General features: G+C 64.0%; 15 protein-coding genes. All 15 read right to left on the bottom strand.

From position 1 onward, the window contains the following. Nucleotides 1-174: 174 nt before the first annotated feature. The 15 genes from tssM to NKF27_RS03840 all read right to left on the bottom strand — a co-directional run bounded on the left by tssM (nt 175) and on the right by NKF27_RS03840 (nt 21,652). Nucleotides 175-2,643 (bottom strand): type VI secretion system membrane subunit TssM, encoded by a 2,469-nt coding sequence (gene tssM, locus NKF27_RS03910; RefSeq protein ID WP_253555395.1) that lies wholly within the window; start codon nt 2,641-2,643, stop codon nt 175-177. Further along, entirely contained in the window at nt 2,640-3,605 is a 966-nt protein-coding gene (gene tagF, locus NKF27_RS03905) for a type VI secretion system-associated protein TagF (protein ID WP_253555394.1), read from the bottom strand. The genes tssM and tagF overlap by 4 nt, the downstream gene beginning before the upstream one ends. Before the next feature lie 31 nt (nt 3,606-3,636). After that, nucleotides 3,637-7,722 carry a type VI secretion protein IcmF/TssM N-terminal domain-containing protein gene (locus tag NKF27_RS03900; protein WP_253555393.1) on the bottom strand — a complete coding sequence of 1,362 codons (4,086 nt, stop codon included), beginning with the start codon at nt 7,720-7,722 and terminating at the stop codon, nt 3,637-3,639. A 12-nt stretch (nt 7,723-7,734) separates the two neighbouring features. After that, nucleotides 7,735-8,496, bottom strand: a complete 762-nt coding sequence (icmH, locus tag NKF27_RS03895; protein ID WP_083970266.1) for a type IVB secretion system protein IcmH/DotU — start codon at nt 8,494-8,496, stop codon at nt 7,735-7,737. Beyond that, complete coding sequence (gene tssK / locus NKF27_RS03890; protein WP_253555392.1) at nt 8,493-9,836, bottom strand: type VI secretion system baseplate subunit TssK; 1,344 nt, start codon at nt 9,834-9,836, stop codon at nt 8,493-8,495. The genes icmH and tssK overlap by 4 nt, the downstream gene beginning before the upstream one ends. A gap of 19 nt (nt 9,837-9,855) precedes the next feature. Continuing rightward, complete coding sequence (tssJ, locus tag NKF27_RS03885; protein WP_253555391.1) at nt 9,856-10,464, bottom strand: type VI secretion system lipoprotein TssJ; 609 nt, start codon at nt 10,462-10,464, stop codon at nt 9,856-9,858. Nucleotides 10,465-10,474: 10 nt separating this feature from the next. Beyond that, nucleotides 10,475-13,141: a type VI secretion system ATPase TssH gene (tssH, locus tag NKF27_RS03880; protein ID WP_253555390.1), complete on the bottom strand. Its 2,667-nt coding sequence runs from the start codon at nt 13,139-13,141 to the stop codon at nt 10,475-10,477. After that, nucleotides 13,138-14,241, bottom strand: coding sequence for a type VI secretion system baseplate subunit TssG (tssG, locus tag NKF27_RS03875; RefSeq protein ID WP_253555389.1), 1,104 nt, complete (start codon nt 14,239-14,241; stop codon nt 13,138-13,140). Before tssG ends, tssH begins: the two co-directional genes overlap by 4 nt. Next, nucleotides 14,205-16,040, bottom strand: a complete 1,836-nt coding sequence (gene tssF, locus NKF27_RS03870) for a type VI secretion system baseplate subunit TssF (protein ID WP_253555387.1) — start codon at nt 16,038-16,040, stop codon at nt 14,205-14,207. Before tssF ends, tssG begins: the two co-directional genes overlap by 37 nt. Beyond that, a complete protein-coding gene (gene tssE / locus NKF27_RS03865) occupies nt 16,040-16,507 on the bottom strand; it encodes a type VI secretion system baseplate subunit TssE (protein WP_253555386.1) in 468 nt (155 codons plus the stop codon). The genes tssF and tssE overlap by 1 nt, the downstream gene beginning before the upstream one ends. An 88-nt stretch (nt 16,508-16,595) precedes the next feature. Continuing rightward, nucleotides 16,596-18,086: a type VI secretion system contractile sheath large subunit gene (gene tssC, locus NKF27_RS03860; RefSeq protein WP_253555384.1), complete on the bottom strand. Its 1,491-nt coding sequence runs from the start codon at nt 18,084-18,086 to the stop codon at nt 16,596-16,598. 15 nt (nt 18,087-18,101) lie between these two features. Next, nucleotides 18,102-18,632 carry a type VI secretion system contractile sheath small subunit gene (gene tssB, locus NKF27_RS03855; RefSeq protein ID WP_108448081.1) on the bottom strand — a complete coding sequence of 177 codons (531 nt, stop codon included), beginning with the start codon at nt 18,630-18,632 and terminating at the stop codon, nt 18,102-18,104. 45 nt (nt 18,633-18,677) lie between these two features. After that, nucleotides 18,678-19,430: a hypothetical protein gene (locus NKF27_RS03850; RefSeq protein WP_253555383.1), complete on the bottom strand. Its 753-nt coding sequence runs from the start codon at nt 19,428-19,430 to the stop codon at nt 18,678-18,680. Between the two features lie 142 nt (nt 19,431-19,572). Beyond that, on the bottom strand, nt 19,573-19,947 hold the full coding sequence (locus NKF27_RS03845; protein WP_253555382.1) for a hypothetical protein: 375 nt from the start codon (nt 19,945-19,947) through the stop codon (nt 19,573-19,575). A 718-nt stretch (nt 19,948-20,665) separates the two neighbouring features. Next, entirely contained in the window at nt 20,666-21,652 is a 987-nt protein-coding gene (locus NKF27_RS03840) for a branched-chain amino acid ABC transporter permease (protein ID WP_045991868.1), read from the bottom strand. Nucleotide 21,653: the final 1 nt, after the last annotated feature.

Below are 21,653 nucleotides of genomic sequence, written 5' to 3'. Positions count from 1 at the left end.
GGTGAAAATCAGGCGTTGCGGGCGACGATCGCTGATCGCCTCCACGGGCCTGTGACCGGGCACGCTACCGCCAGAAGCATCCTGGCTTCTGTTGCTGCCCTTGCGACCCACCCCCTCTATTGCCCGTGAGGGAAGCGATGCCGTCTTGCCGACGGAACGGAAGATCCCGCGTGCTCAGCTCGAGGCACGCACGGCGATCTCCACCCGACGATTGGGGGCCAGACAGCGAATCCGTTCGCTGCGGCCAAGTTGTGATTCGCACTGCACCAGGGGGCGCTCGCTGCCGGCACCGACGGCCTCGACCATCTCGGGTGTGACTCCCTTGCCGATCAGGTAGGTGCGCACGGTCTGGGCGCGCTCGAGCGATAGACGCTTGTTGGTCTGCGCAGAACCGATCTGATCGGCGTGTCCGGTGATGGTGATGCGCCCGATACCGGGGGTGTTGACCAGGCGTTCGGCGATCCGGTTGAGCTGCTGCTGCCCCGCCGCCTGCAGACCGGCAAAGTCGGCACGACCAAAGGAGAACAAGGTGTCCGACTCCAGGGTGATGGTCTCCAGCGTGCGCAAGGAGTGATCCAGCAGGCCGTCGATATAGTTGCGGCTCGACGAGATCAGAAACGAGTTGTCGTCGATGCGTGGCACGTCCGGTGCCTGTATCTGGCGTGCATAGAAGGCGATCTGACGACTGGCAAAGTCGAGATCCCGAGGATCGCGCTCGCCTGTGTCATGGGCGCTGATCGCTGGGTACCAGTAGTCCGGCAGGCGCTGGCGCAGCAGCGCCTCGGAGACCTTGGGCCTTGGGGTACGCGACAGCTCCACGTAGGTGCCGAGGGCCGCATTGCCGAAGTCGGCCAGCGCCTGAGGACTGTTGTCGGCAGGACGCGCGTTGGGCTCGACATTGGGCAGGTCGATCGCCGTGATGCGTTCGGATTCCCCCGAGCGATACACCGGTATGGTCGGCAGGGTGTAGAGCGCCTGGCCCAGGTTGTCGGCCACCGGGCGCAGCATGCTGCGCTCGATCTCGTCGAAGTAGGCCTTGCGCAGCGCCGGCGAGATGTCATCGCCGTGGTACAAGCCCATCCCCAGCGACCAGGGCGCGCCTTGCTCGTCGCGCTCGACGTAGTGGGCGACGCCGACACGCAGGGCGTCCAGCGCTTCCCAGCGGGTGTAGCCGTCGAGGTGCTGGCCATCGGCCACTCGCGCCTCGGCCAGGCTGGTGTCGATGGCGGCGAGTTCGTCGGCGTTACGCGAGAACGACAGCGCCCAGCCGCTGACCATCACCGCCGCCAGCGCCAGAGCCACCCAGCACCAGCGTAGCTGGCGCCGACGCTCCCGATTGGGACCGCTGTAGAGTCCGACCAGATGCTGGTCAGGCAGGATCACCTGGGAGAACAGGCCGGTCACGAACAGGCTCTTGCCGTCCTGGGGAGCCGTGACACCGCGACTGGCGGCAAGCCCAAAGCGACTCTCCACCGCCCGGGCATGCTCGCCCATGGCGGGCTGACCATCGGCCAGCGCACTGGTGAAGTAGAAGCCCCGCAGCAGCGGTGAGCTCTGATAGGGGTTGGCCTTGAGCAGGGACCCGGCAAAGCTGGATAACAATGGCGCCAGGGCACGCAACTCCAGCGGAAACTCCAGCGCCGCAGGATCGTCGCGGGTGTGGATCATGTCGCCCTCGACCAGGCGCTGCTCGCCGATGGTGCGACAGCGCTTCACCAGGCCATCAAGAGCTTCGCCAAAACGCCCGGCCCAGTTAGCCGTCTCGAAGTCCTGGTGGGCAAAGGTCCAGCCCAGCACTTCGTCACGCTCTGTCGGTGCCAGCTGGCGGTGGAACTGGCGAAAACCAGGAATCAGGTCGCTCTTGGTGAACACCAGGTAGATCGGCACCACGGTCCCGAGCTGATCGTAGGTTTCCTGCAGGCGCTCGCGCAGCCTTAGCACCAGCGACTCACGCTCGGGGGCAGGACGACCGATCAACTCGTCGATGCTGACCGCCACGATCAGGCCATTGAGCGGCCGCCGCGGGCGATGCTGGCGCAGCAGGCCAAGAAGGGCCCGCCAGCGCGAGGCGTCCTCTTCAGAGGCGGTATAGCGACCGGCCGAGTCGAGCAGCACCGCCTCGCTGCTGAAGAACCAGTCACAGTGTCGGGTGCCGCCGACGCCGGCGATCCGCGCGTGCTCGCGGTCGGCGAAGGGAAAATCGAGACCGGAGCGGTAGACCAGGGTGCTCTTGCCCACCGCCGGCTGGCCGATGACCAGATACCACGGCAACCGATAGAGCAGATCGCGCTTGCGCCCCTTGCCACCATCACCCTTCTTCATTCGCTCCAGCGCTTCCAGCAACCTCTCGCGCAACAGGCTGACCTCTTCGCGGTCCTCTGGCGAGGCGCCCAGCACGGCGTCATCGGCGCTCTGGATCAGCGCGGATTCCACCTCGTCCTGGCGATCCACGCCGCGGTAGAGCAGCAGCAGATACAGTGCCGAGGCCACCAGAAAGAACAGGATGCCAGCCAGCACGCTGCCCAGAGAGGAGAACCCCCACCACACGCCCAGTCCCCAGATCACGAAGATCATCGCGAAAAAGGCCAGCGCCATGGCATAGGTGCGGTACTTGCGCAGTAACAGTGACAGTCGCTTGATCACAACGGGGCCCCATCCAGTTCACTGGCACCGTTCCCATCGGGAAGGCGTGCCAAAAAGGTCTTCATGTCGAGCGTCGCTGCGGGAACGCTGTCGGCAGCCTGGACAGGAGTGAACGCCTCGATCGGTTCCAGCATGTCCAGCCGCGACAGCCTTGGCGCCAGATTCATCACCATCCGCAGGGCATCGCGATCCGCCGTGGCAAAGCGCCAGAGTCTTGGACGCAAGAAGTCATCCACCAGCAGGCTGGCCTTGGCCTGGTGCCTGCCCTTGCCGGCGCTGTCACGCTGATGGCTCCCTTCCAGCCAGTGCAGCCACAGATCCGCGGCAGGCCGCTTGAGCGCGCGCTCCGCCGGCAGCGGCATCACCGCCTGCAGTGGCTCGCCGTGCTTGATCCCCTCGCGAAGGGCCTGCATGCGCAGGGCGAAGGCGTTGCCGGCGAACTCGGGAAAGGCCGGTGACAGGGCCTCGCACAGATCGCGGTAACGCACGTCCTGGAGGTAACGTTCGAGCAGACGCTGGTGCAGCTTGAGGTCGGCCTCGCGTAGTCCGCGCCATTCGGCGAGGTGCTGGTGCAACACCTGAACGTCGGCGACGCCGCTGGCAACGCACTGCAACAACGCACGGATCTGGTTGCAGAACACCTCGCTCAGGGTGTGTACGCCGACGCTGCCTTCGGCTTCGGGCGCGACCGCCAGACGCTGGAAGATCAGCAGCGGGTAGCGCCGGCCGCTGGCGTCGCCGGACATGCGAATCCCTCCGAGCAGCCAGTAGCCGTTGCTCGCCCGGAAGTGGAAGAAGCAGGTCGGCATGGCATCGCACAGGGCCTCCCACTCCGGCTCGCTCTCGGCCAGGCGGAACAGCGCGCCCTGGACCCATTCGTCCAGTTCGCGCACGTCCTTGTGGGTGGCGTTGCTGGCCACGAAATCGGCGCTGCTCGGTGCCTTGCCGAAGAATCCGATCATGCCTGGCTCTCCCCTGCAGCGGTGGTGCTCATCATCGGGCCCCCAGGGTCGGTACGCGCAGTTGGCGTACCTTCTTCAGGTCGGTGAGCTTGACCCCGCCGAAGTTGCGCGCAACGAAGCTGACCGGACCCGCGCCGGTGTACCAGGTGAAACGCTGGCGCACGCCGTCGAGGTTGGTGACGTCGGCGGAGTCGATCATCCGCAAAAGCCCCCAGCGCGACGGAAAGTCGAAGACGTTCACGTGCATGCCGCTGTAGGTCACCACGTCCAGCTTGGCCCCGGCACGGCGCGGTTCGCCGGGCCAGGTGAAGCGCTGCCAGGTCTGCTGGCCATTGCGGTAGACCTGTTCCTGGCCATCGATGGTCAGGCTGATCGAGGTCAGGTTGGGGGCCGGCTGGATCATGATCTCGAAGCCGTTCTCGACATCGCCGAGGCTCGCCAGCACGTCGCCCACCTGGGTGCCACCGGCAATGGTCTCGGTGATCCGCGGATCCACCAGCGGCTCGTCCCCCTGCCAGGCCTCGCCAAGATTGCCGACCTCGGCCTGCTCGAACTGGGTGAACAGCCCTGTCTCGGGGTCAACAAACAGGCGAAGATCACGCACCGAGGCCTCATTGGCGGAGTCATTGACCGGATAACGCCCCCTCACCATGCTGTTCCAGGGAGTGGCAATCTGGTCACCCCAGGCCACCGCCAGATAACCGGCGATGGGCCCGTTGAGGCTGTCGACAGAAAATGACACCGGGTCACGGAACAGCCGCAACAATGCCTGCACCAGCTCGTCCTGGGAGGTATCGATATTGGCCGAGACGTAGTTGCGCAGTGCGGTGACCTCGTTGGGGCGATCGTCGATCACCTCCTGCACCAGCAACTTGGTACGCTTGCCGGGATCACCACGCTGGATGCTGTCCAGACGCACCTTCAACTGGCGCAACAGCAGCAGGTAGCGATCCATCTGGGAGGCGTCATTGCCATCGGCCGGATCGCTGTCGAACAGCTTGCCTACCGGGCTGAAGTAGCTCGCCAGCACGCCATCATGGACAGCCAGCAGGTCCGTCGAGTCCAGCGCCGCCAGGGCCGTGTCACTGCCGTCCTGGCTGATCCAGTCGACGGTGCGCCGCCACACCCCGGGGCCTTCGCCTCCCTCGCCGGAGGCACTGCCTTGGATGTCGCCGTCGCCGTATATGGTGCTGGCCGCGTCGTCCGCTGGCGCCGCCGCCAGTCGCTGCTCGACGCTCGAGCTGTCCCAGCGAGTGTTGGCGTCCACCGCCTGCAATACCTGCTTGATCGGTGAGCGCTGGTAGTCACTGAGTCGGGTCAGCTGCTGACGGGAGACGTCGAGCCCTTCGAAGCGACGAATGCCGACGCTGGCGAGGAAGCGCTCCCAGGCGAACAGGTAGTCCCGCTTGTAGCGCCGCAGGATGGCATCGGCGAAGCGCGCCTTGGCGATCTTCGCGTCCTGTTCGTTCTCGCCATCCAGCACCCAGTCCCGCTCCTGCTTGATTTCCGACGCCAGGGTGTCCTTGAGCTCGGGCAGCACGAACTCGCGCCACACTCGATAGGTAAAGAACGCCGGCACCGACTCGCTGGCATACATCAGTTCCTGGGTGTCCTGGGGCAGCATGGCGGCAAGCGTCAGCGGCGGGAACTGGGCCTGAGCCGCCAGGCGCAGCCGCAGGTACTCGCGGTCGGCAGGCGAGTTATCGATCAGGAAGGCCTTGAGGTCGGCACGGGCCTGGGCTACCAGCAGCTCGTCACGTGCCAGAGCCGGCGCCGTACCGGCCTCGAGGTAGCTGGCGTACAACTCGACGTTGTCGCGGATGAGCGGGTCCTTGTGCGCGACCTCGCCACCCTCGGCGAGTGCCAACCACGCCTGATACAGCGCCATTCGAACGAAGTCGGCCTCGGGATGCTGCTGTGGCCCGGTCAACACCAGGTAAAGCTTGAGGGCGTCATAGCCTTCGATCAGCTGGGCCACCTGGGACGGCGCCAGGCGATTGACCGCCGCCTGAGAGATCGCCGAACCGCCCTGGCCCAGCGCGGGACCACTGTGAGCCAGGTCATCGAGGCCTTCCAGACCATCGCGCCAGGCATTGCGAGCGCCTTCGCGCAGGGCATCCCAGCCTTGCATGCGCGCCCCCCAGTACGCATCGGAGACGCTGCCGCGCAGGCGATAATCGACTTCCCCGCGCAAGCGGCTGGCCAGTTCCCCCGGCGAGCGCGGCACACTGCCAAGGGACGGGCGCGAGGTCAGGCGGTCGCGGATACTGTCGCGCCGATCGTCCAGCGCTTCCCGCCCGTCGGCCAGCAACGAGCCCTCCTCACCAGCCGAGTCGGCAGTCGTCCCCTCGCCACTGGCGACACCGGGCAATTGACCAAGCACCACCGCGCTGTCGATATGGGTCTCCAGGCCAACGTCGTCGGCCATCACCCCGATCGCCTCGAACCGGTTGCGCAGGCTGGCCAGGACCGGCTTGAGCGCCTGGGCTTCAAGCATCGTCAGGTAGGCGTGTTCCACGCCGGGTTCGAGCGAACGATGCACGGCGAAGACGTCGCCTTGCCAGAAAGGCCGGCCCTGCGCGTCCGTCCGTTTGAGTCCAATGAGTTCGTCATGCAACAGCGTAAGCCGCACACCGGGAGGCTCGGCCACGGCATCATCGACCTGCCCCTGCAACGCCACCAGGCCCTCGCGCTGAGTCCAGTAGCCGTAGCCGAGATACCCCAGCAGGGCGACCCCGGTCACCGCGGCCAGAGAGGAGACCCACAGCGTCGCGTTGCGCCGCCGGCCATGACGGCTGTAGTGCTCGACCAGATTGCGGTCGGCGATGACGACGTCCTTGAACAGCCCCTGGATAAAGTAGCTGCGCTGGGCAACGGGGGCCGGCTCCTGGATGTCGACCGGCTGCGCCGGCGCCTTGTCGAGCCTTGGGCCCCTATCCTGGGCAAGTGTCTGCTCAGACACCGGCTTGAACGGGCCCAGGGCGAAGTCTTCTTTCACCTGATCATCGAAGATCGGTAGCAGGCGCTCGCCTTGCTGCAGCGCACTGGTGAAGTAGACGCCCCGCGTCAGTGGTGCCGTGGTCCCGCTGATGGTCAGGTCGAAGGGATCGAGGAAGTCCTGAAGACGCCCCTGTACTTCGGCGATGTAGTCGGGGAAGCGCAACAGCGCGTTGTCGACCTCGACCTCTTCACTCCGCAGACGCTGCGCCAGACGGTGCCTCAACGCCTGGCTCATGCCGGCCAGCCGCTGCTGAAACAGTGCACCGACACCCTTGCCGCGGATCTCCGATATCGAAAAGGTCATGCCCCATGGGCGACGCCGCGCCTGTTCATCGAGGCTGTCGAAGGTCTCGTTGAAGCCAGGCAGCAGGTCGACCTTGCTGAAGCACAGATAGACCGGGGGGGTGGCGCCCAGCGCGTGATAGTAGGTGTTGATCCGCTCGATCAACTGCTCGGCCAGGGCGTGATTGCGCTCACGCGATGCCTCCAGCAGCTGCGGCAGGTCAACCACCACCACCAGTCCATTGATCGGACGACGCTTGCGCCGCCTGGCCAGCAGGCGCAGGAAGTCGGCGAAGGCACGTGCGGGCTGGTCCTCGGTGATATAGCGCCCGGCGGTGTCGATCATCACGGCGTCGCTGCCGAAGTACCAGTCGCAGTACTGGGTGCCGGCGTCCCCCGACAAGGCAGCGACGCTGGAGTCGAGCCCAGAGCGGCTGAGCAGCGAGGTCTTGCCCGAGGCGCTCAACCCCACCACCAGGTACCAGGGCAGCTCGCTCAGATGGGTGCGCCGCCCGCCACGCGCCTTCAGCACCCCAAGCGCCGTCTTCAGACGCTCGCGCAGGACGTCGTAGTCGCCGGCGTCACTGCTGGCGGCTTCGCGATCGACCTCGAGCTGAAGCAGGCTTTCAAGGCCGCGTTCGTTGCGCAGCTTGCGGTACTTGCGCAGGACCACGGCCAACAGCCACAACGCGGTGAGGATGGCGACCGCAACTCCCAACCGCTCGAGTCCACCACCGAGACGGGGGATCCACCACAGGCATGCCAGCACGCCCAGTCCCCACAGCAGCAGGGAGATCAGCCAGAAACTCTTGAGAACTCGCAGCAGTCGGCGCATGACGGGGCTCCCTCAAGAAGTCGTGAACAGAGACGGCAGGCGCTCGATCAGCGCCTCGACACGAGCATCGAGCAGCCCGTCCAGCACCAGAAAGGTGACGCCGCAGACCAGCACGATCAGCAACAGGTAAACCCACACGGGAATCTCGTAGCGCAACAACTGTCCGACCTGATCCGGCAAGCGCCAGCTGGGTGAAAGCTCGGCGGGCAAAGGGCGATAGCGCGCCAGATCCTGGCCCAGGGTGTTGGCGATGTAGCGCAGCTGGTCGCGGTGTTCGAGGCGAAACTTGCCCTCGAATCCCAGCGCCAGGCACAGGTGGTAGACCTCGAGCACATCCAGGTTGCCCTTGAGATCGCTGCGCAGGCTGTCGAGACGTTCGAAGAAGCCCTCTCCGGCCAGATGCACGCCGAAGAACTTGTACTGCAGCGGGTGAAGTTCGATGTACTCGCGCATCTTGCTTTCACCGGCGGCCAGTACGCTCTCGTCGAGAAAGGCGCAGAGTGCGTACTGGGCGTCACGAAACTGCTCGAGGGAGTAGCCGCGGGCCAGCGCCCGGGCTTCCATCTCGTTGAAGAATGCCTCGACCCGCGAGAGGAAGGCCTCGACGCTGGGAGCCTCGCTGCCGCGACGCACCAACAGCACCATCGAGAAGAAGTCCTGGGCCAGTTCGCTCAGCCGCTGCGCCTGTTGCCCTGTATCGCCCCCTTGTGACGCTGTGGTGGAGACGGACTCCCAGCGTGAAGTTCCCTGCTGTGCTACGGAGGTCTGGTTCATTTCAACACCGCCATCAGTTCAATCTTGAGATTGGTGAAACCGCTTGGAACGTAGAAAGCGATGGCCTCGGCCGACATCATTCGCTCGTACATGCGCCCCCTGGGCTCCAGCGCGAAGTAGTGGTTGTCCAGGCGCACCGGAATTGCCACCGGCAGGCGCGCGGCGTGGACCAGGGTGCCGCCTGGCATGGCGCTGTTGACCACCACCTCGATGTCTTCGGGGGAGCCGACCTTGAAGGCGCGCGGCACCAGCTCGATCAGCTTGGCGCCGGGCATATCGGCGTGGACGCAGACGTAGAAGTCGGCGTCGCCAAGGCGCGGATCGTGCAGTCGACCGACGTAATAGGAGGGCTTGGTCTGCTCGAGGGCGATCGGGATGTACTCGTTCGGCACCACCGTATCGAGCAGCTCGCGAGCCCGGGTCTCGAGAGTGAACAGTGACGCTGCGGCATCCAGATGCTGGTAGCTCGGTAGCGCATCAAGACGATGAGCGGTCGAGAAGGTCATCAGGCTGGCGACCAGGTCCGACAGGAAGCGAAACAGCTCCACCGGGGACAACCGCGGATGCGCCAGCAGGTGCGACAGGTGCGGATAGGCGCGGTTGACGGTGTACAAGAGCCAGAACAGGGTCACGTCGCTGGAGCCGAACTCGGCGACCTTGTCCGCGCGCTCCCTGCGCCGACTCGACAGGGCATCGTTCTTGGCCTGCAACACGCCGATCAGGCGCTGAACCAGAGTCAGCAGGACCGGGCTGGCACTCAGGTGCAGGCAGGGCGGGATAAAGTCGCTGTCGAGGGAGAACTCGCCGGCGGCGTTGCGCTTCAGACGCAGGATCGGGCAGTGGCTGCTGCCCTTGAGCTCATCACCGTCAAGCAGCAGTGCCACGTTCAACTCCAGCAGTGCCAGCTCGTTTTCCAGCTCGCCCTCCAGCAGGTCCGGCAGGGTCTCGAAGCGCTGGCGGAAGCGACGGTCGTGGCCGCGGCGGTGCGCGTCATCGACCACATTGGGCGAGAACGGCGTCACCTGACGCAGGGCGGCAAAGACCTTGCACTCGGCCACCCCGCTCAGCTCCCCGAGATCACGCGCCGGAGGCAGAGGATCGTGCTGAGGCGCGTCGAACAGGGTGCCGTCGGCAAACACCACCTTCAGACGCGACAGCTTGAGGCGACCATGAGCGAGCTCGTCCAGGTCGACCTCGAGTACCTGGACCCCCCAGTTGAAGGGCCCCGAGCGTGTACTGGCCTCGCCCAACTGGTGCTGGTGAAACTCATCCTGATACTGAAAGTGCTGGGGCTGGAGAAACATCCCCTCCGACCACATCACCCGATTGTGTTTGCTCACGGCTGGCTTCCTTGTCGTGTCAGGGCGCAAAGGCCCGGGCCAGGCTGCCGGCGGTGGCCACCAGCTCGGCGCTGTCTTCGTCCATGGGGGTAATGCGACTGCCCTCGAGGGTCAGCACCACACCATCCGGCGAGGTCAGGATGCCGTCCTTGCGCATGGCTTCGGCATCGAACACCAGTCGCCAACCCTCCCCCTCGATCTGGCGGAAGAAGGCCACCACCGCCACATACCGGGTGCCCGGGGCCATCGGGGCCACTTCCACCTGGGTGCGTCCCGGCAGAACCACCACCTCGCGTTCGCCGAGCAGGCTGTCGCCCAGGCTGTCGCCGGCGCTGTCCCACAGCGCTTCACTGTTGGCCGCATTGAAGGCAGTCAAGGCGTCGAGCTGATAGATACGCACCACCACCGACAGTGGATTGCCCTCGGCGTCGGGGTTGAGCGACTCATCACCCTTGAGCGCCACGATCACCCGCTCCTGCTGGTCGAACAGGATGTCCCCGACCGTGCCGTCCATCTGTTTGCCAAGCCGGTCGCTGACGCCACAGCCGGCAAGCGCCAGCGTCGCCAGCACCAGCAGCGTGAAGGTGAGCCGCCGCGTCGGCGCCGGTCGGGGAGCATGCATGTTCATCACGATCTCCTTAGCCCTGCACCAGACAGGCGTCGTCGGCCGACTCGACCATCGCCGGGCGATAGCTGAATCGATCCTGATCATCGATACCGATCACCAGGTCGACGACCTCGCGATCCTCGGCCATACAGCCAAGCACGCGCTCGGCGAGTGCCGGCATCAGGCTGCTGGTCAACAGGTGGTCGATGCTGCGTGCACCGCTATCGGTCTGGGTGCAGCGTTCGGCGATGCGCGCGGCCAGGGCCTCGTCGAAGCTCAGGCGGGTGCCGTGATGGTCCTGGAAGCGCCGGGCCAGACGCGCCAGCTTCAGATCGACGATGCGGGTGAGGATGTCCCCGGTCACCGGGTAGTAGGGCACGATCTTGAGGCGGCCAAGAAAGGCCGGCTTGAACACTCGGTTGAGGGTGTCGGTCATCTCACCCACCAGTGCCTCGGGTGCCGGTCGCGCCTCGGCCTCCAGACAACGCTGCATGATCCAGTCGGTACCGACGTTGGAGGTCAGCAGGATGACGCTGTGGCGGAAATCGATCTCGCGGCCTTCGCCGTCCTCCATGACGCCCTTGTCGAACACCTGGAAGAACAGCTCGAGCACATCGGGGTGGGCCTTCTCGACCTCATCAAGCAGCACCACGCTGTAGGGCTTGCGGCGCACCGCCTCGGTCAGCACGCCGCCCTCGCCGTAGCCGACATAGCCGGGAGGTGAGCCCTTGAGCGAGGACACCGTGTGGGCCTCCTGGTACTCCGACATGTTGATGGTGATGAGATTGCGCTCACCGCCATAAAGGGTGTCGGCCAGCGCCAGCGCGGTTTCGGTCTTGCCGACGCCACTTGGCCCCAGCAGCAGAAATACCCCCACCGGCTTGCTCGGGTCCTCGAGCTTGGCCCGCGACAGGCTGATGCGCTTGCCGATCTCCTCCAGCGCGTGGTCCTGGCCGATCACCCGGCTCGCCAGCAGTGCCGGCAACTGACGCACGGTGTCGATCTCGTCACGCTGCATCTTGGTCAGTGGAATACCGGTCCAGGCGGAGACCACCGCGCCGATGGCATTGCCGTCGACGCAGGGATGGACCAGCACGCTGTCTCCGGCCGCCTGTGCGAAATCCTGACGCCTGGCCTTGAGCACCTCGAGGGCTGCATCTCGCTCAGGCCCCTTCTCGGCATCGGCGGCATCGGCCAGCGCCTGCTGGGCCTCGCGCAGTCCGTCGAGCGCCTCGCGCTGGCACTGCCAAGCGGCCTCGAGCACCTCGATCTCGCCCTGCACGTCCGCGATCCGCTCATCGAGCTCCGCCAGCCGGGTGGCATGATCGCCACCGCGCTCGCGTTCCGCCGCCAGCGTCTGGCGTTCGCTGTCGAGATCGCGCAGTCGCTGCTGGGCATCCTCAAGCTCGGCGGGTACCACCGCCTGACCCAGGGCCACCCGGGCACAAGCGGTATCCAGCACGCTGACCGCCTTGTCCGGCAGCTGGCGCCCACTGATATAGCGATGGGACAGGCGCACCGCCTGCACCACGGCATCATCGAGCACCTCGACCCCATGGTGTTCACGCATGCGATCGGCGAGGCCGCGCAGCATGCCGATCGCGACTTCTTCGCTGGGCTCGTCGACCTTGATCACCTGGAAGCGGCGGGCCAGGGCGGCATCCTTCTCGAAGTACTTCTTGTACTCCGCCCAGGTGGTGGCGGCGATGGTGCGCAGCTCCCCCCTGGCCAGCGCCGGCTTGAGCAGGTTGGCGGCGTCGCCCTGCCCCGCCTGACCACCGCTGCCGATCAGGGTGTGAGCCTCATCGATGAACAGGATGATCGGGTGCAGGCTGCGCTTGACCTCCTCGATCACATCCTTGAGCCGCTGCTCGAACTCGCCCTTCACACCGGCACCGGCCTGCAACAGGCCCAGATCCAGGGTGCGCAGTTCGACATTGGCCAGGGCCTGGGGCACCCGCCCCTCGACGATCTTCAGCGCCAGCCCTTCGACGACCGCGATCTTGCCGACGCCGGCCTCACCGGTGAGGATCGGATTGTTCTGACGCCGCCGGGTGAGGATGTCGATCATCTGACGAATCTCGCCATCGCGCCCGAGCACCGGATCGATACGCCTGGCCCGGGCGTTGGCGGTCAGGTCGATGGTGTAGCGATCGAGTGCCGGGGTCTTGCCCGAGCGTGATGGCGGTGCACCGGCAGCCGCCCCACTGTCGTCACCGCTGGTGCCGTGTTCCGGGCTTGCCGCCAGCAGGTCATCGAAGTGAAGGCGCAGCTCGTCGGCGTCCACACGCTCGAGCTCCGGTGCGCTCTCGACCACCACCCGACGCAGCTCTTGGTCATCGAGCAGTGCCAGCAGCAGGTGGCCGCTACGAATTCGGCTGGTGGCCTGCTCGATGGAGGCGATCATCCAGGCGCGCTCGATCAAACGCGTGATATGCGGCGACAGCGCCGGCGTGCGGGTGCAGCCGGTCTTGAATGACTCGGTGGAACGGTCCAGTTGATCGGCCAGACGATCCAGTGCCAGCTCGAAGTGGCGCGCGACGCGCACCACATCGTTGTCGTCACCCTCCAGCAACTTCAGCAGCAGGTGCTCGACATCCACCTCGTACTGCCGCTTGGCCAGGCACAATCCCGCTGCCTCTTCCATGGCCTTGCGACTCACTTCATCCAACTTGGCAAACAGCGTCTTGAGACTCACGTGCTGGCTCCCTCAAAAGGAATACGAAAAATCACCTGGCCATCGCGGCGGCGGGTGCGCTTGCCCAGCCAGCCCAGACGACCGAGGGCTACCCCGCCTGGCCTGCCCTGTCCGCCAAGCGTGGCCGGCGGCACCTCATCGGCGCGCAGGCCAAGCTCCAGCTCGAAGTCGAGCTCTGCGCCCAGGTAGAAGCGGGTCGCCGCCACCAGCCGCCGGTGGTCGGCCTGGTCGGGCAGAAAGCGCGCGAAGTCGTCAAGGCTCAGCGGCGAGAGCACCACCCGCACGCAGGACTGGTAGTCCCACACCCGTGAGCCGGTGACCGCCGATTGGCCAAGTCGCGCGTTACGCTGCCCAAGGCGCGTCCGCTCTCGCCCGGGAAGCGTCAGCCAACGACCGGCGAAGGGCTTGACCCTGCAGCTCACCCCGAAGGTGAAGGCGAGCATCGCCTCGAGGTTGGCGCCATTGCGTGGACGCTGGGTCAAGAGGCCGGCGAAGTAGCTGAAAAGGTGGCCAGGCAGTCGCGCATCGTCCTTTGCCGGGTCATCGCCGATGCTGCCGTCGACCTCGGCGACGAAGTGGCGGGTCTGGTCACTCAAGCCGACCAGCGACAGAAGCTGGCGCTGAAAGTCGGCCTGTCCCTTGCGCTCGTGCTCGATGTGAAAGCGATACTTCTGCCAGGCCTGATAGAACATCGCCGTCATGCGATGGGAAAACAGATCGAGAAAGGCGTGGGCGGCGTCGTCACGCAGCTGGATATGACGATCGATCAGGGTCTCGGTATAGGGCCTGGGCAAGACCCCCGACGGCCCCACCAGTCCCAGAAAGGTCACCTGCATCTCGGTCAAGGGTTGTTCCAGCGGCGACAGCCGCTTGCCGCTCTCGAACGACAGGTCACTGATCTCGCTGGCGGGGAAGTCCAGCGACAGCCGGGTGCGAAAGCGCAGCGGGTCCTCGTGGGGACGCGACTCGGGATCGAGCCGTCCCTGGTGGCTGTAGTGCAGGCGCAACAGCCTCACGAGCTGAAAGAAGCTGAACCGGTAAGGCTCAGCCCGCGCCCGGTCGATCAGACCAGGGGCTGAGTGCCGGTTCTGGGCGGCCATGTGACCACCTCCTTTTCGCGCTGCTGGCTGACCAGGGTCAGCTGGCTGAAGCTGTTGATCGAACAGTACTGACCGAAAAAATGGTCGAGCACCGTGCCAAAGAGATAGATACCGCTGCCGATGAACTGACGTTCGTCGAGTTCCAGACGGATACCGAGGCCGCGCACAAAGGCCGGACGCGGATGACCGATACGCGTCATGGCGACACTGGTGTCGATGGCGGTGATGCCATTGATCTGGCGACGGGCGGCGTCAGCGTCGCGATAGTTGTAGAGCGACAGGATCTCCAGCAGGGCCTCGCGCCCCTGGGATACCAGCGACAGATGGTTGAGTGACAGGTGCGACACCAGACGCCAGATCGTGCCCTTGCCCAGTGGTGGCCGAACGGCACTGGTGGGCTTGCGCAGACAGCGAATGGCCTTGACCACCTGCTCGCTGGGCAGAAAGAGATCCCCCTGGGGGTTGCCGAAATTGAGCTGCTGGGGAAGGTCTCGATTGCTGCAGGTGACCCTGAGACTCAGGGTATCGGTGACGCTGTCCACCAGGGTCAACTCGCGATCCACCAGCCGCAGCAGCACGTCGGTTCCCTGGTCGCGATGGCGCTCCGAGGGGACCCGCTTGGCGACCCAGTAGCAGTCTCCCCGGTTCACCCGCTGCCCCCGGGGTTCGAAGAAGGGATGACAGACGCGCACCTCGTTGGTGTCGGCGCCCTTGCGGACACGCTTGACGTCGTGAACCGACAGGATCTCGACGCCGAACGGATGACGCACGTCGGCAGCCACCGGATACTCGTGGCGGGTATGGGTCAGCTGAATCGGCTCGGCCATCCGCTCGAACAGATTGATGATCGGGGTGCAGCCAAGGCGAAAATGATTACGAGCGATATTCTGGGCCAGTCGCTCCAGCCGATCGCTCTGGTCGTAGTCGCCGAACAGCAGGCTTAGACGTATCCGATGTCCCTGGACCTTCGCCAGCGCTCGATCGAGGCCCACGATGTCGAAGAACATGAACTTCTCGGGAAAGGTGAAGTACTCGTGCAGCAGGCGGTAACCCAGGAAGGAACGCTCCGAGTAGTCCATCAGCCCTTCTTCGGTGCCGAAACCGACCGGTTCGATGGCCTCCAGCGGCAGGCCGATCTCGCGCCTGCGGCCCCCTTCTTCCACGCTGACGCTCAGGCGACAGAGGTTGTTGAACAGAAGCTCGTACAGCGGGTGCATCAAGGCCCCCTCGCCGTCGAGAAAGAAACGCAGCCGGTCGACGCCGAGCTTGCCAAGCGACTGCTGTCCGGTGACGCCAAGGTCGAGATCGAGTCGCGCCACGGCGTCACCGTCGCGGCCATTGAATGCCGAACGCTCCTGCCGGCTGAATCGCGCGGCCTCTACCCGCAACGGCCACACCGTGACGTCATAACAGGTACGAAAATTGAGCACGCAGCCCGCTACCGGCTGAGACGACAGCTCGGTATGCCGAGCCACCTGGTAGCGGCTGTCGAGGGCCGAGTCTTCCCCCAGGTCAAACTGCACCACCGACAGTGACGGCGTCGGTTTCAGATAGTGCGGATAGAGGACGTCCAGAAAGGACTCGACGATTTCCGGCAGGTCGTCATCGAGCTTCTTGTGGACCCTGGCTGACAGAAAGGCGAAGGCTTCGATCAGCCGCTCGGTGTGGGGATCGGCGCAGTTGTCTTCTTCCAGCTGCAGCCGGGAAGCGACCTTGGGGTACTCGCGAGCGAACTCCTGCCCCAGAAAGCGCAGGTGAGAGAGCTCCTTCTCGTAGTAGGGCAAGAGTTCGTCGAGCATCAGGTCAGGTTCTGCACTTTGTAGCGTTGGGTTTCGGCCTGCAGCACCGCTTCGCAGGCCACCTGGTGGTGGCTATCGACAAGGACCAGCACGGCTTCGAGGCGAAACTTCAGTAGCCGCTGACGAGAATCCTGCTCACGCAACTGCACCTTCACGTCGCGAAAACGGCTGTCATTGGCTTCGATGGCGTAGGCCAGCTGGCGCTGGATGTACTGGCGGTCCTCGCTGCTGTTGAGGCCCCGACCGAGGAAGTCAGGCAGGCCATAGGCCAGCATCGACTGCTGCAACAGAGGAAAGCCTTGGAGGTGATCGGCCAGCAGCTCTCGACGCGTGTTCACCAGGTTTTCGAGGTCGGCGACGATCGTCGACTTGTACTCCTCCAGGGTGCACCAGCAGCGACCGGCGGCGTCCTCGACCCGGTGCGGCTCGTCATCGAGCAACCGGCTCCAGAGCGTGGGCACCACCATCCTTGTGCCTCTTGCCTGCATGACGGACCTCCCCTGTCAGCGACCTTCCTCGCGTCCCGCTTCCTGCCCGGTGCGAGCGCCGCCGTGATCAGTTGCGTGAAGACTGCGGCAGTTCCGCCACCAGGCGCAGTGACGCCGTCAGCTCATCGAGCTGATAATGCGGGCGCAGGAAGGTCACCGCCTTGTAGACGCCGGGCTTGCCGGGCACCTCGGCGACCTCGACGTGAGCCTCGCGCAGCGGGTACTGGGCCTTGGCTTCCTGGCTGGCGTTGTCATCCAGCAGCACGTACTGCGACAGCCACTCGTTGAGATAGCGCTCGACGCTGGTACGCGAAGCAAAGCTGCCGACCTTGTCGCGCATGATCGCCTTCATGTAGTGGGCGATCCGCGAGGTCGCGAAGATGTACTGCAACTGCGCCGACAGACGCGCATTGGCGTTGGCGACATCGGTGTTGTACTGCTTCTGCTTCTGCGCCGACTGGACCCCGAAGAAGGCGGCATAGTCGGTGCCCTTGCAGTGCACCAGTGGAATGAACCCCAGATCCGCCAGTTCCTTCTCGCGTCGGTCGGTGATGGCGATCTCGGTCGGACACTTGAGCGCCACCTCGCCGTCATCGGTCTGGAAGGTGTGAGTCGGCAGATCCTCCACCAGCCCGCCACCCTCGACACCACGAATGGCCACACACCAGCCGTAGTTGGCGAAGGCGTCGGTCACCCGCGCACCCATCGCGTAGGCGGCGTTCATCCACAGGTACTGGTTGTGGTCACGGCCATCGACGCTCTCGACGAAGTTGAACTCCTCCACCGGCGCGGTCTCGGGGCCGTAGGGCAGGCGACCCAGCACGTGGGGCAGAGTCAGGCCGACGTAGCGAGCATCCTCGGAGTTGCGAAACGACTTCCACTTGGCGTATTCGACGGTGTCGAACACCTTGGAAAGATCCCGCGGTCCGGTCATCTCGGTGAACGAATCCCAGCCGAACAATTCCGGTGAGGCGGCCGAGATAAAGGGGGCGTGAGCCGCTGCCGCCACGTGGGACACCTGCTCGAGCAGATAGATGTCCTCGGGACTGCGCGAAAACTCGAAATCGCCGATCAGCATGCCGAAGGGAGCGCCGCCAAAGGTGCCGTATTCTTCCTCGTAGACCTTCTTGAACAGCGCACTCTGGTCAAACTCCGGCGCCGACTTCATGTCGCGGACGAGATCCTTTCTGGTGGCGTTCAGCACCTGGATCTTCATGTTGCCGCCGGTCTCGCTCTGGTCGACCAGGTACTTCAAGCCACGCCAGGAAGACTCGAGTTGCTGGAACTCGCCGGCGTGCATGATCTCGTTCATCTGCTCGGAGAGCATGGCGTCGATCTCGGCGATGCGTGCATCCAGTACCGCGATCAGGTCCTTGCTCGGCAGCACTTCGCCTTCGAGCACCTGGGCGACCAGCTCCTCGATCAGGTCCCTGGCGCGAGAGCGCTCGTTCTCCGAGCGCGCCACTCGGCTTTCGGAGATGATGCTCTCCAGCAGCGAGGACTCCGGGGCGAAAACGGTGCTTTGTTCAGGCTGCGCCTGTATTTCGTTGTCTGACATGTCCTGGCTCCGGCTCTACAGGTTGTTGTCGTCGCTGACGGCCTGCTCGCGGCCAAACTCGTCGCCGAGCGCCTTGAGCTTTTCGCTGTTCTGCAGCACATCCATCAACAGCTCTTCGAGCTTGTCGTTGCCGCCCATCTTGTTGCGCAGGTCCGCCAGCTTGTTGCGTACTTCCAGCAACTTGCGCAGGGGTTCGACCTGTTTGACGACGTTCTGCGGCTCGAAGTCCTCGAGCGCGTTGAAGTTGAGTTCGACCGGTAGCTGGGTGCCATCCTTGGACAGGGTGTTGTCGACCCGATAGGCGAGCCGCGGCTTGAAGCCCTTGAGCACGCTGTCGAAGTTGTCACGATCGATGGCAACGAACTTGCGGTCCTTGAGTTTTGGGGGAGGACTCAGGGGGTTGCCGGTATAGTCACCGATGACACCGGCAACAAAGGGAAGCTCCTTCTGTTCCTGGCTGTCACCGATCTCCACGTCGTAGGTGATGTGAACGCGCGGGGCCCGAATACGGCCCAGCTTGTGTTGTGTACTGTCCTTTTCCGCCATGGCGTCGACTTCCTCGAATGTGGGTTGGATAAACTGCTGTCAGGCTCAGATCGCCGCTACCGCCTTCAACAGGCGTTCCTTGATGCCGTCTTCTATCGCTTCGATATCGCCAAGCTCGACCAGCTCCTCGAAGGAGTTGTTGCCGGCGACCTCGGTACTTCGCAGAATCATGCTGTGGGCGGGCAGCTGAGACGCTACCGGCGCACCTATCACGCAAAACGGCATGTCGCCGAAATCGGCCAGCCGTTCGAAGCTGACGGGGAAGCGAAGCCCGAGCAGCAGTCGGCCCAGTCCGGGTTCGCGGTTGAGGCAGAAAAACAGCATCAGGTAGTGCGCGACGAACCTGAAAAGCTCCGCCGTGCTGCGGTTGGGGTCCTTGATGATCTGGCGAAAACGTTGCAGCTCGAACCCTCTGTACCCCACCACCCACTTGACCGGGCTGGTCACTCTCACCGGCCTGGCACGGCCTTCCAGGGTCACGTCGTATTCGTACGGGTAGAGCTGTGGCGTCGAACTCAGGATATCCAGCGGGACCTCCAGTTCCTGAATCAGGCGAAACGGCTGTGCCCCCGCCGTCGCCTCGAACAGCGCCTTGAAGTCCTTGAACGCATGCTGCGCATCACGACCGTTTCCTCTTGGCGCGCCCAGCAAGTATTCGCCGAAGATCCGCTGCGGCCGAATCAATAGCGCCAGGGTCGCCAGATAGTCCGTTGCCTGCTCCTGGAGCAGGTCGCCGACGACACGGGTCTGCTTGCGCAGCCTGATAAACCCGTCGAGATCAAAAGATGGATCCGCCACCCGGCTCCCTCCGCTTGAAAGACTCGCCCATCCTGGCGTGTCTGAAAGACTGCATTGGCGCCAACGCCGAATGGCCGCCGCCCTTTACCGAAAACGCCAAGAACCATCGACAGAAAGTCCGGCCCGGTGCCGGGGCCAATAGCTACAACAACGGCTCTGCCTGACGCAGGGCGAAGCCGACCAGTTCCTCGTCACTCTGCCCGGGGTCCGGTGGCACCCAGAGCAGACGCTCCCCCTCTTCGCTCAGCTGAAGCGTGATCTCCTGTGGGCGGGCTTCGAGGCAGTAGTAGGTGGCATCATCCCGTTGCTCCTGACGCCAGCCGCCCCACAGCGTCGAAGACACATTGCCCTCCGCCGCATCGACTCGGGTCCGGTGCATGAAGAAGCCGTCAGGCTGTCCGCTTTCCTCGTCTCTCTTGAGCGTGATGTCCGCCCGTACCAGACGACATCCCTCGCAGGGAAGCTCACCGATAAAGCGCTCGGTGACGACCACCCCCTGCTGACTGGACTCCCTCACGTCAGACGACGAACACCCGCTGATCGAGGCAATCAGGAATACTGATGCCAGTACTTGCAAGTGGGTGAAAACAATGAAGATGGACAAGCGATAACGACGTCCCCGCTTTATCTGACACAATATTCTTGACCTTATTTTTTGCATCTATTCACCTATACATTCCACGAGATCCTTCAAGCGGAACGCATACACCTTCGCCCCTGAAAAACCGTCCAGTTCCAAGCATGTCATCACAGCAGAGACAGAAGAAATTTGATACGCGTCATAAAAACAACGCCAGAAAAAACGACAAAGCAGAACAAGCAAAGCACTGAAAAATAACTTCGCACAAAAACCAATATTGGACTTCACGTCGATTGAACAGGTATTTAGAAAGAAGGACGCGCTACCATATATAGCGATAGTACCCTTGCCATTTCGGACTAAAATTCTCGCGCAAACAATATCCTGTAGATGGACGACAAAACCTGTGCAGAGGGCGACATAATTTGGCGTATCGATACACAACTGCATGGCGTATCAACGAAACATCAACTTGACGAATTTATTTTTCAGATACGAGAAAATAGAGGAAAATAAGCTTTCCATATGAGACAAACAATGGCTACAACCCTACACATTATTTGACTGAAGACGGTTGCCCGCACTCCCAGAATTTCAGCAAAAAAAAGCCCGGCCTTGAGGCCGGGCAGCGGGAGAACAGCGGCAATCGCCGTGTCTATTTGAAGTTCTTGCGCACCATGTTCTGGATCTCGCCGACGATACCACTGCGAAAGCTCAGCACGCAGAGCACGAAGATGGACCCCAGGATGACGCTGACCCAGTTGCCCAGCGGCGACTGCGCCAGCTGAGTCTGCAGGCTGACCACCAGGCCGGCGCCGACCAGCGGGCCGAACAGGGTGCCGACACCACCGACCAGGGTCATCAGGATGACCTCGCCGGACATGTGCCAGTGGGCATCGGTGAGCGAGGCCAGCTGGAACACCACCGTCTTGGTCGCGCCGGCAAGGCCAGCAAGTCCCGCCGAGATGACGAAGGCCACCAGCTTGTAGGCGTCGACGTTGTAGCCCAGTGACACCGCCCGTGGCTCGTTCTCGCGGATAGCCTTGAGCACCTGACCGAAGGGCGAGTGCACGGTGCGCTGGATGATGGCGAAGCCGATCACGAAGATCGCCAGCACCACGTAGTACATCGCCAGGTTGTCGGACAGGTCGATCAGCCCCAGCAGCTTGCCCCGCGGCACACCGTGCAGGCCATCCTCGCCCCCGGTGAAGGGCGCCTGGATGTAGAAGAAGAACATCATCTGGGCCAGCGCCAGGGTCACCATGGCGAAATAGATGCCCTGTCGACGAATCGCCAGCGCCCCGAACAGGGTGCCGAGGATCACCGCCGCCAGGGTGCCGACGACGATCCCGAGTTCCGGCGTCAGGCCCGGATAGCTCGACAGCAGAAAGCCGGTGACGTAGCCCCCGGTGGCGAGAAAGGCGGCATGGCCGAAGGACAGCAGTCCGGCGAAGCCCAGCAGCAGGTTGAAGGCACAGGCGAACAGCGCGAAGCACAGCACCTTCATCAGGAACACCGGGTAGGCAAACAGCGGCGCGACCAGGGCGATGGCCAGCAACACGATCATCAGCATGCCCTGGCGTCGGCGCGCGGCGCGGGCCCGGGTCTGAGTCGGCGTCGGCGAAGTAGTGGTTGTGGACATC

This window comes from Halomonas sp. DN3 (assembly GCF_024137905.1).
GTDB lineage: Bacteria > Pseudomonadota > Gammaproteobacteria > Pseudomonadales > Halomonadaceae > Halomonas > Halomonas litopenaei.
Note: the sequence above shows the minus strand (reverse complement) of the source record. Positions and strands in the feature narration are given on the sequence as shown.

Excerpts from the sequence above, each read along its gene's own strand:
- tssB (WP_108448081.1), bottom strand. The coding sequence starts at position 18,632 with ATGGCGGAAAAGGACAGTACACAACACAAGCTGGGCCGTATTCGGGCC.
- tssJ (WP_253555391.1), bottom strand. The coding sequence starts at position 10,464 with ATGAACATGCATGCTCCCCGACCGGCGCCGACGCGGCGGCTCACCTTC.
- tssE (WP_253555386.1), bottom strand. The coding sequence starts at position 16,507 with ATGGTGGTGCCCACGCTCTGGAGCCGGTTGCTCGATGACGAGCCGCAC.
- tssF (WP_253555387.1), bottom strand. The coding sequence starts at position 16,040 with ATGCTCGACGAACTCTTGCCCTACTACGAGAAGGAGCTCTCTCACCTG.
- tssG (WP_253555389.1), bottom strand. The coding sequence starts at position 14,241 with ATGGCCGCCCAGAACCGGCACTCAGCCCCTGGTCTGATCGACCGGGCG.
- NKF27_RS03900 (WP_253555393.1), bottom strand. The coding sequence starts at position 7,722 with ATGCGCCGACTGCTGCGAGTTCTCAAGAGTTTCTGGCTGATCTCCCTG.
- tssC (WP_253555384.1), bottom strand. The coding sequence starts at position 18,086 with ATGTCAGACAACGAAATACAGGCGCAGCCTGAACAAAGCACCGTTTTC.
- tagF (WP_253555394.1), bottom strand. The coding sequence starts at position 3,605 with ATGATCGGATTCTTCGGCAAGGCACCGAGCAGCGCCGATTTCGTGGCC.
- icmH (WP_083970266.1), bottom strand. The coding sequence starts at position 8,496 with ATGAACCAGACCTCCGTAGCACAGCAGGGAACTTCACGCTGGGAGTCC.
- NKF27_RS03840 (WP_045991868.1), bottom strand. The coding sequence starts at position 21,652 with ATGTCCACAACCACTACTTCGCCGACGCCGACTCAGACCCGGGCCCGC.